At 44.9% G+C, this 10,000-nt stretch carries 8 protein-coding genes; 3 read left to right on the top strand and 5 right to left on the bottom strand.

Annotated features, from left to right (window positions below):
- The first annotated feature begins 221 nt into the window (after window positions 1–221).
- Window positions 222–3,560: a di-heme oxidoredictase family protein gene (locus tag LDL40_RS06770; protein WP_300994458.1), complete on the top strand. Its 3,339-nt coding sequence runs from the start codon at window positions 222–224 to the stop codon at window positions 3,558–3,560.
- A 224-nt stretch (window positions 3,561–3,784) separates the two neighbouring features.
- Here LDL40_RS06770 and LDL40_RS06765 read toward each other — a convergent pair whose 3' ends face one another.
- The 5 genes from LDL40_RS06765 to LDL40_RS06745 all read right to left on the bottom strand — a co-directional run bounded on the left by LDL40_RS06765 (window position 3,785) and on the right by LDL40_RS06745 (window position 8,954).
- The gene (locus tag LDL40_RS06765; protein ID WP_300994457.1) at window positions 3,785–4,984 is read right to left on the bottom strand and encodes a hypothetical protein; all 1,200 of its coding nucleotides are present in this window, start codon (window positions 4,982–4,984) and stop codon (window positions 3,785–3,787) included.
- Window positions 4,985–5,239: 255 nt separating this feature from the next.
- Entirely contained in the window at window positions 5,240–6,445 is a 1,206-nt protein-coding gene (locus LDL40_RS06760; protein ID WP_300994456.1) for a type II toxin-antitoxin system HipA family toxin, read from the bottom strand.
- The gene (locus tag LDL40_RS06755; protein ID WP_300994455.1) at window positions 6,435–6,737 is read right to left on the bottom strand and encodes a helix-turn-helix transcriptional regulator; all 303 of its coding nucleotides are present in this window, start codon (window positions 6,735–6,737) and stop codon (window positions 6,435–6,437) included. The genes LDL40_RS06760 and LDL40_RS06755 overlap by 11 nt, the downstream gene beginning before the upstream one ends.
- 113 nt (window positions 6,738–6,850) lie before the next feature.
- On the bottom strand, window positions 6,851–7,891 hold the full coding sequence (locus tag LDL40_RS06750; protein ID WP_300994454.1) for a methionine synthase: 1,041 nt from the start codon (window positions 7,889–7,891) through the stop codon (window positions 6,851–6,853).
- A gap of 70 nt (window positions 7,892–7,961) precedes the next feature.
- Window positions 7,962–8,954: a DUF1852 domain-containing protein gene (locus tag LDL40_RS06745; protein WP_300994453.1), complete on the bottom strand. Its 993-nt coding sequence runs from the start codon at window positions 8,952–8,954 to the stop codon at window positions 7,962–7,964.
- A gap of 382 nt (window positions 8,955–9,336) precedes the next feature.
- Here LDL40_RS06745 and LDL40_RS06740 point away from each other — a divergent pair, with 382 nt between their 5' ends.
- Window positions 9,337–9,606 carry a CopG family ribbon-helix-helix protein gene (locus tag LDL40_RS06740; RefSeq protein ID WP_300994452.1) on the top strand — a complete coding sequence of 90 codons (270 nt, stop codon included), beginning with the start codon at window positions 9,337–9,339 and terminating at the stop codon, window positions 9,604–9,606.
- Window positions 9,606–9,881, top strand: coding sequence for a type II toxin-antitoxin system RelE/ParE family toxin (locus LDL40_RS06735; protein WP_300994451.1), 276 nt, complete (start codon window positions 9,606–9,608; stop codon window positions 9,879–9,881). The genes LDL40_RS06740 and LDL40_RS06735 overlap by 1 nt, the downstream gene beginning before the upstream one ends.
- Window positions 9,882–10,000: the final 119 nt, after the last annotated feature.

Raw genomic sequence — 10,000 nt, 5'->3', positions numbered from 1 at the left:
GCTTGACTGATTGTTTTTTGTACCAGAAGTAACAGCCATGCTTGCATCAAAAGATCAGACCAGTGCCGACAAGCTACAAATGAGCGAATAGGGGAACTTGTGGTTGGCGTTACGCTTACACTTTTTGACAGTAAAATGTAACCTTAATGTTGTAGATTACTCATGGCCCGCAACCAACCTATGTTTTTAACCTTTCAGTAACCATAAAAGGACATCGCCTTATGGCTATATTTAGCAGGCTTGTTTTACCGGTTGTACTAACCCTATGCAGTCTATCTAACACGGTTTTTGCTGACGACACAGAACTCGTGCCCATGAGTGCTGTTTCGTCAAGTGATGAAGCTGGCTACTTAGGTGCGAGCAACATCTTTGATAAAGATAGGTCCAGTCGATGGGCCAGTAAATTTACCGATCAACAATGGATATATTTAGACTTTGGCCCTAACACGCATTTCTCACGCATTGTGCTTGATTGGGAAAATGCTCATGCCAGGGAATATGAAATACAAGTATCAAATGATGCCCAAAACTGGAACACCATTAAGTCTGTAACTGAAAGTAAGGGCGGCACCGAGGATTTTACTATCGATGCCACTGCACGCTATATCCGTATGCAGGGCATCAAACGTTCAAGTAACTATGGATATTCACTGTTTGAAATACATGCCTGGGGAACCCAGAGCACTGATCAAGGTGGCGGTGGTGATAGCCCGGATCCAGTCATTCGCCCTTTCAGCGCAGTTGCGTTATCTGAGGAAGGGGGACATTTAAATGCGGCTAAAGCCATCGATGGTGATATGCAAAGCCGCTGGGCAAGTAAGTTCACTGACGAGCAATGGATTTATTTAGATTTTGGTAGTCGGTCTCATTTTTCTGATATCGCGATTCATTGGGAAAATGCCTACGGTAAAAGCTATTCGCTACAAACCTCTGATGATGGCTCCAATTGGTCTACTGTACAGACTGTGCTTGATTCTAACGGTGGATTAGATAAATATTCACTCAATGCTGATGGCCGCTATTTGCGTATTGAAGGGCATAGTCGTGCAACTCAGTACGGTTATTCTATTTTTGAAATTGAAGTGAGGGGGACCACTTCTGGAGTTTTCGAGCCTAGCCCGATCCCAACTCCAAATCCGACCCCAACTCCAAATCCAAACCCAAATCCGACGCCAAATCCAACACCAACTCCAATTCCGACGCCAACAGTGCCTGTTTATGATGGAGAGGGGATTGCTACGCATTATAAGCCAGAGTTTTTGGCTTTAACTGCCCTGACTACGCCAGCACCATTTCCCATTCCAACTAAAAATAATCTGATTGCTCAGCCTGTGGGCGCTGAAGGTTACACGCCGTTATTTGCTGATGGCACGCCAGTGATGGAGCATACTCAGTACAGTGAACCAGATGGAACACTTGTCACTGTTGCAGGTTTTAGACCTGTTGATCGCCATGCACGTGAAGCAGGAGAACCCTGGTTCAAGAGCGAAGCTGACAATGCCGCAGGCAATTGGAATCAGGTTGATGAAGGACCGGGCCGTTACCTGACCTTTCCTACTTTTTACTTCCAAAACCGCACTATGTCGCTGGTTATCCGCGATGAGGTGCCAGCTGGCCGCTCGCGGGTTAGTGTTTATTTACAAGTGAACAATGGCAAAATGATGGACGTAGGTATGAGTGCCTTCCATTCCATGAACCCTATGTTGGAGGGCTTTGGTTGGGCTGCTTTAGGTGGCTTTATAAATATCCCTGATTCTAAAATCCCTTCAACACGAGAAACAGTTGCGCGTTATTGTTCTGCCGAGTCAGGTCCCTTTGAGTGTATCGCGGATATGGTCTACCTGGCCCCCTATGCTAATCATCGTTGTGACCCTACCTGGCAAAATTGTAAAGCAGAAGCTGTGGATTTTTCGGCGGTCAATCCTGATCCCACGAAAGAAAATAATAACCGCACTTTTAGCCTGGGCGATTTAATTGAAATTACCCCAGCCTTTTTCTTAGAAAGAGGACCTAATGGCACGGCACTTATTGATGGCGGCGGCACACGTTATTACTCACAGGAAAAACTTTATGTGGTGGGTAAAGGCATCATTCCTTGGTATGGCGTTCGCCCACGATTAAATAATGCCCCATTACCAGAAGAGGCCTTGTCAGGTGGTTTAGCCAGCACCTCTTATAATTACACTGAGGAGCCGTTTAGAAGTTTCCAACAAGCGGTAGAAAATATTGGCGGCAAAAACATGCAACGTTTTGTTGAAGGTCGTCGTTTATTTCATACCTCTTTTGCAGATGGAACTCACTCTGAATCTCCTGACATCAATCCGGTATTCACAGAATATGCAGGTAAAATGGGAAGCCGTTTTAATGCTAACCGTTGTTTAGCCTGTCACGCCATGAATGGTCGCAGTTTGCCCGCACAAGAAGGGCAAAGCATAAAAACCATGTCGATCATGACGGCGCTTTCCAGCGGACACGATTCATTAATGCCTGACCCAACTTATGGATTAAATATACAGCAAGAGAGTTCTGACCCTGCTGCCGACGATTTTTCAGTGAAAGTGGCTTCCTTTGAAACTGTGAAAAATGTCACTTTGTCAGGTGGAAAGACCGTAAAACTGCAAAAACCTGTTTATGCGTTTAGCGGGCCAACCCCGGAACAAGTATCGGTGCGCCAAGCCCCGCAAGTGATAGGTATGGGACTGATAGAAGCTATCGACGAATCAAGCATTTTAGCTCAAGCCGATCCAGACGATAGCAATAACGATGGTATTCGCGGTATTCCCAATTGGAGTATTGATCCTGAAACAGGCCGTAAACACTTAGGTCGCTTTGGCTGGAAAGCAGGTAAAGGCAGTATCCGTCATCAAACTGCTCAAGCTTTGTTGTTGGATATTGGCGTCACTTCAACACTTTACCCAAGCAATGCATGTCAGCAAGATCCGAGCTCTGCAGCTTGTAAATCAGCATCGAAAGACCTTGCTGGTGTGGATAATAAAGGACTCGACAGTCTCACTAATTATCTGCGTTTGCTTGGTGTTCCGGCCCAGCGCAGTGTAGTCACTGAATGGGAAGGGAACAGAAGGGTTCCATTTGAATACGACATCAACCCTCAGGCTATTGCTAAAGGCGAACAGTTATTCAAGCAGCTTAATTGTTCGGGCTGCCATACTACTGAGATGACCACTGGCAATAATCACGTTGTTGCCGAGCTGCGTAATCAGAAGATCCGACCCTACTCAGACTTTTTATTGCACGATATGGGACCGGATTTAGCGGATGGCATTACCGAAGGTAAAGCGCAACCGTCCATGTGGCGCACACAACCTTTATGGGGACTTGGCTTACTTGCTTATACCCAGGAAACTAAAGAGGAAATGGCAGGGCCTAACATCAAGCACGGTGAAGTTTCAAGAGCTCGTTATTTACACGATGGCCGGGCACAAACTATTACTGAGGCGATTTTATGGCATGGAGGCGAAGCAACTGCCAGCCGCGCTCAATTTGAAGCACTTACAGTGGGAGAGAGGGGAGACCTTTTAGCCTTCCTGAATTCACTGTAAATTATCTGGATTATTGATCTAACTATCCCGGGCAATCCGGGATAGTTATTCTGCATACCACTGCTAGTGCTAACCTCTGGACTTCCCCTAATAGCTCAAGCAAGAGAATCCTATTTCTCCATTGGCTTTGCTATCAGGATATTACACATCACGCTCAACAAGCCTCATGGGGCAACCAAGTTCTTTAGGCCAATTTATCTCGCAGGCTTAAGTCCCGTTAGGCTCTAGTCTGTATTCTTCAGCGCTTTTGGTTCAATGTCTGGGAGCTTTTCTGCTTGAACATCACTTGATTCCCGGTCGTGTCCTAACCGACCAAAAACATAGCCTGCAATTGTTCCAAGCAAAGTCCCTAGAGCTTCCTGGTTTAATTTTCCGCCAGTGCCGAGTATGATTATTGTAATTAGCATAAATGCCATACCAACAACTTCAACAAGAGAGCGTCTTTTTAATATTTCAACCGCGACTGGAGTTTGAAATATTTTAAGGGACAGAAACATAAAAAGTAGTGTGGCTATCATACCATAAACTGCGTATATTAGTTTTGTATCAACGCTAGTCTGTTTTTCTTGTGTTTTTTCTATTTTTGTAAACGCATCTGATAGTTCAGCATCTTTTTTTGTTAATTCTATCTTCTGGTATTCGATATTGTCCTTGATAGATTTTTGCACTTCCCCAAGCTTTAATTTATAAGTGGTTTTTAAATTTGCAAATTCCTGTTCAAGTTCTTCTACTGCTAGCTTGTCAATAATGTTTAATAATTCAAATAATGCCGATGTTACAATTGCATTACCATTATCGCTAGATATGCTACTGCGAACCTCTTCTTCTGCCGCTATAATCTCCTTAGCTTTGCCAGAAAAATATTCTTCTACTGGTTCTATTTTTTCCGCGGCCGATTCTATTGCTGTTGTTGTCGCTGTTGTGTAGCTAGGTGAAGAGGCTCTGAGAAACAACTGCATTCCCAATCTCAGAAAGCTCTTCGTTTCGGCAATTTGCCAAAAAGGGTCAAATAGTTCCTGTATACCTTCAAGGAGTTTATTAATATTTTTTATTTGATTCGGGTTCAGTGGTTTTTCTTCGTTAGATGTGGGGTCTGGTATAGATTTCTTTAAATTATCAACAAGCTGTTTTAATCTTTTTAATTTTTCTTGTGTTTCAGCTTTGTTAAATTGTAACTGCTCTAATTCTATGATCGATTCTTTTGTTTCTTTATCGAATACTTCTAGTTCCCGAATTGTTGTTTTAATAAGTTTTATGTCCGAACGAACTTCATTAACCTTTTCTTGTAAGACATATGAGTTGTACGAGTTGGGGGTGTTAACTTTTACCACGTCCTTTTCGTTACTAAACTGATCAGACGCTACAGTAATAACGCTAAAAGTAAACAGTAACATTGAACATACAGCTTTAATAATTGACGCCATAATTAGTTCTTCCATTAACTAGTTTTGCATTTGGACTTATTGAGTACTGATCTGATAAAGGGATAGTTGACTCATTCTGGTTTGTTAAATTATTAGCTACTGTCTGTTATTTATCAAATGTGGTACAAAATATATCTGAGCAGTCTCTTGAATTAAGACATTTCCTTCGACTCCTTAGAGAGCGGCAACTTTGCAGCGTTAGCCTTTCCCCAAACTCAGGCTATCGTTATCTGACTAAATCTGGTCTTTGAGGCCTTACAACTCAACAACAGGTATCACAGCTTTTAAACGTTCCAAATCGCCTTCGCCTACACCTTGTTGTTTAAAGTAAAAAGGCCATTCGCGGCTTAAGGCTGCTACCTGTTCGATGATTTTTTTGGCCTTAAACTGTTTTAAGCCAAAACGTAATGACTGCGACAACAGGTTTTCGACTGTTCCATCCCGGCCAAAATCGCCAATGCCTATACCATGCTGGCGGCTGTTATTGACAGGTAACACGTCATACGAGGGGGATAAACGCCAGTTTTTATCGGTGAAGGAATACAGCAAGGCATGATTGCGGCTGTGATCGTCTGTGTTACCGATAAACACATTAAACACCATACGGTGGTAGAGCTCGTGTGCATCTTCAGGTTCTGCGCCTTGTGTGCGCAAAAATTCGGCAAGAAAACCATAGCTGTAGTTGCTGCTCAAAGAGGCGTTGTTGACAGTGGCAACATTGATCAGTGAGTTGGCGCTAATAAAGTGATGAGTAGGGCGCTGCTGATGACAGTCAAAACGTTCCACCAGTAATACATCATCAGTGGCAATTGTGACGACTCTTGTTGTAGCAACCCGCACTGGTAATTCTGCCAGCATACGCATACAGGCGTGCTCTGTTTTTACCTGATTAAACAAATCATCTGGCCTGTTAAATTTGGCCAAAAAGGTTGTGTCACCGGATGTGATTAAGGTTTTAGGCCTGGCTCCACCCATGCTGGAACCATGCTCAAAAGCTTTTTTTGCTTCCTCTGGTATGGCTTCGTCTTTCAATATGGCGTCTTTGCCTTTAAGCAGCAAAGGTAAATCGCCCAGGGTGTTTTTGTTGAGCTTAGGTTTTGACGAGCTGCGGGATAAACTAAAAACTAAAGCGCCAACCCCCATACCAGAGCCGGCCAATAAAAACTGTAATGCATTTTTTGGTTTGGTTTTATGCAAGGACAAAATAACTTTTTGTCCCCATGCGTCAGCACCTGCATCCAATAAAACGCCAAACACTCCTTTGCCAGTGCCTGTGCTGTAAAGCTGTTCAGACAAAGGTAAGTTCAGCGGGTCCAAAGGGAAGGCGTCAGGCCGGGCTAAATAGCTTTTACCATAGCGAAACTCACCATAACGCCGTGTTGGATCTAAAGTGACTACACCACAAATCACCGGCTGCTGCTCAAGGCCGTCAATAAATACATAAGCCTGTTCAGAAGTCATTCGACAGCTCCGGTTTGGCTTTGCGTTGTTTACGCTGCTTTTTCTGTGGCAGGTTATTGAATTGGGCCAATTGTTGTTCCACTGCATCGGTGAGCGGCTGTAATAAATTCAGTTGGGCCAGCACGGCAAACAGCGCTTCGGAGTTTACAGCTTTGCCATTTTCAATAGCGGAGATGGTGTTACGGCTCAATCCAACCCGCACAGCAAGCTCGGATTGATCCATAGACTCAGCCCTGATCTGTTTCACCAGTTGCCCTAAAGCCTGACTCAGTAGTATCGCCTCTTTTTGCATTATAATTTGTGCATTAGTATGTTAATGCACAAATTATGGTTCATTAAGTTTGGTTGTCAACTGCCATCTGTTGTGTTGTAGCCGAAGCTACACAGCCAGTATTTGATAGCTTACTATCTCGCCGCCAATTCCCTGCGCACTATTTGTGCCCCTGCCGCTAAGGCATTGAGTTTGCCTCGTGCTATATGGCGCGGTAACGGGGCCATGCCGCAGTTGGTGCATGGGTAGAGGTGATGAGCGTCGACAAATTGCAGGGCTTTGCGCAGTGTGGCTGCCACTTCGTCCGGCGTTTCGATGTGGTGGCTGGCGACATCAATAGCACCGACCATCACTTTTTTGCCGCGGATCAGTTCCAGCAATTCCATTGGCACCCGGGAGTTGTGGCATTCCAGCGAGATAATATCGATGCTGGATTGCTGCAGCTTAGGAAATACGGCTTCGTATTGGCGCCACTCAGAGCCCAGCGTTTGTTTCCAGTCGGTATTGGCTTTAATGCCATAGCCATAACAAATATGCACTGCGGTTTCGCACTTCAGCTGTTTCAGGCCGTCAGCGGCTTGTTCCAAAGCGGCGATACCCCAGTCGTTCACTTCGTCAAAAAACACATTAAAGGCGGGCTCATCAAACTGGATAATATCGACACCAGCCTCAACCAGTTCTTTGGCTTCCTGATTCAGTATTTTGGCAAACTCAAAGGCCAGCTTTTCGCGGCTTTTGTAATGCGCGTCGTAAAGCGTGTCTATCATGGTCATAGGGCCAGGCAGTGCCCATTTGATAGGCGCTTTGGTTTGCTGGCGTAAAAATTTAGCATCTTCGACAAAAACCGGTTTTTGCCGACTGACCGCGCCAACTACTGTAGGCACGCTGGCATCGTAACGGTTGCGGATACGGACTGTTTCGCGTTTTTGAAAATCAACGCCGTCCAGATGCTCGATAAAGGTGGTGACAAAGTGTTGGCGCGATTGCTCGCCGTCACTGACGATATCTATGCCCGCCATCTCTTGTTCGTGCAACGACAAACGCAAAGCGTCCTGTTTGCCGTCTATTAATTCCTGGTCCTGCAATTTCCACGGCGACCATAAGGTTTCAGGTTGGGCCAACCATGAAGGTTTAGGTAAGCTGCCAGCCGTTGATGTTGGGAGTAATTTGTTCATGAATGTATTGCTCGCTCGTTCAATGAAAGATGGTATTTAACGCTGCGCTGTTTTTAAAGCGGGGCTTTCTTTAACGCTGCGCTTGGCTCTGTTCAAGCACTCGGCTTAACAGCGCCTGGTGCGGCTTAATAAAGTGTTCCTGCGCAAACTTGCCTTGTTCTACCGCTAAGCGGCTGCGTTCTTCTCTGTCGTAGACTATGTCAGTCAGGGCGTGATCGCGGTTTTTTAAGTTAGGCTGATAATGCTCTCCAGCGGCGGTATGGGCGTTGTAAATTTCAGGCCGGTAAATGCGTTGAAAGGTTTCCATGGTGCTGATGGTGCTGGCCAGCTCCAGATTGCTGTAGTCGTTCAGCAAGTCGCCAAAGAAGTAAAACGCCAAAGGTGCGGTGCTGCCAGCAGGCATAAAGTAGCGAACCTCTAAGCCCATTTTTTTGAAGTACTGCTCTGTTAAAGAGGTTTCATTTGGCTGGTATTCGACCCCTAACACAGGATGCTGATTGCTGGTGCGCTGATACGTCTTGTTGTCGGATACACTCAGGCAGATCACCGGCAGTTTGCTAAAGTGCTGCTGATAGGTATCTGAATTGACAAAATATTGAAACAGCTTGCCGTGCAGATCGCCAAACTGCTCCGGAACACTAAAGCCCGGCTGATTTTTGTTATGTTCCGCCAGCACCAGGCTGAAATCATAGTCCCGCACATAAGAGGAAAAGTTATTGCCAACAATGCCTTCAATACGTTGCTTGGTTTTGTTGTCGATAATGCTGGTTTTTAATACTTCAATGGCCGGGAAGTTATGGTCATCGCTCTCTGAAGTACCATCTACATGAATAGCCACAGAAATAATATCCAGCTGCACCGAATAACGATCTGAGTTTGGGTTGTCCCAAAACACCAGGCTATTAAAACGGTGGTTGATCATGGCTAAGGTGTTGCGCAGATTCTGCTGACGGCGCTCACCACGAGCTAAATTGGCAAAGTTGGTGGTGATACGGGTGTTGTCTGCCGGCTGATAATTTTCATCAAAACCAATGCTTTTGATGCTGAATTTGAAGTTGCTCATGTTATCTGCTCTCTCATTCGCTGCTATGCGGTCCAAATGTCCATTAAGAAGTCTGGACGTCTAAAATATGTGTGTCTGTTATACGCGGATGGCTGGACGAAGAACAATGGTTTTATTTCATTTGCACTATGAAGGATCTTCATGTTGGGGTTGGAAGTATGTGATTGCTTGTTATGGGAGTTGCTGTATTGCAGTGGTTGTATTTGGGCTTTGCGCTAGTGTTGGAAGCGGGCAACTTCAGTGTTGTGTCTGACAAGGTTTCAGAGGATTTAACTGTTTTTAAGTTTTTGCGCTGCGAATGAATGCCTCAGGTTACAACTTGCTGCAATAAGGTTTAATCAGTATGATTAATTTTGAATCACTTCACATCAGGAGCATTGTTGTGGCACAAGTCGGAACTAAAGTTTTAACCGCTCATATCCCTTTGCCGTTGGCTGAAAAAGTTGACCAAATGGCTGCACGTTTAGAGCGTTCTCGCGGTTGGATTATGAAACAAGCTTTATCTGCGTGGCTGGAACAGGAAGAAGAGCGTGAACGATTAACTCGTGAAGCTTTAGCTGATGTAGACGCGGGACAGGTCATCGATCATCAGGCTGTACAAGCATGGGCCGAAAGCTTAGGAACAGATAATCCTTTAGCGGTGCCAGGTTAATGGAACTGAAGTGGACCAGTAAAGCATTGTCGGATTTAGCCCGACTTTACGAATTTCTGGCTCCGGAAAATAAGCAGGCTGCTGCAAAAACGGTGCTGAGTTTGACTAAAGCTCCAACATTATTGCTGAACAATCCGCGTATAGGTGAGCAGCTATTCGAGTTTTTACCGCGAGAAGTGCGACGGATATTAGTCGGGCATTTTGAGATGCGTTACGAACTTCAGCAGCAGACTATTTATATATTGCGGCTTTGGCATACAAGAGAAGATCGCTGAATAAACCATAGTGTATGAAGGGGCATTTCAACCCAATTTATCCGTAATCTTTGCTCTAATATCCATTCATCACCAAATTTCCTCCTACGACTGAAAAACTGTTTCTGCGTAACTGCAAC

The sequence above is a fragment of the Rheinheimera sp. genome (assembly GCF_020217005.1).
Classification (GTDB): Bacteria; Pseudomonadota; Gammaproteobacteria; order Enterobacterales; family Alteromonadaceae; genus Pararheinheimera.
The sequence above is the reverse complement of the archived record's forward strand: the minus strand, read 5'-3'. Positions and strand labels throughout refer to the sequence as shown.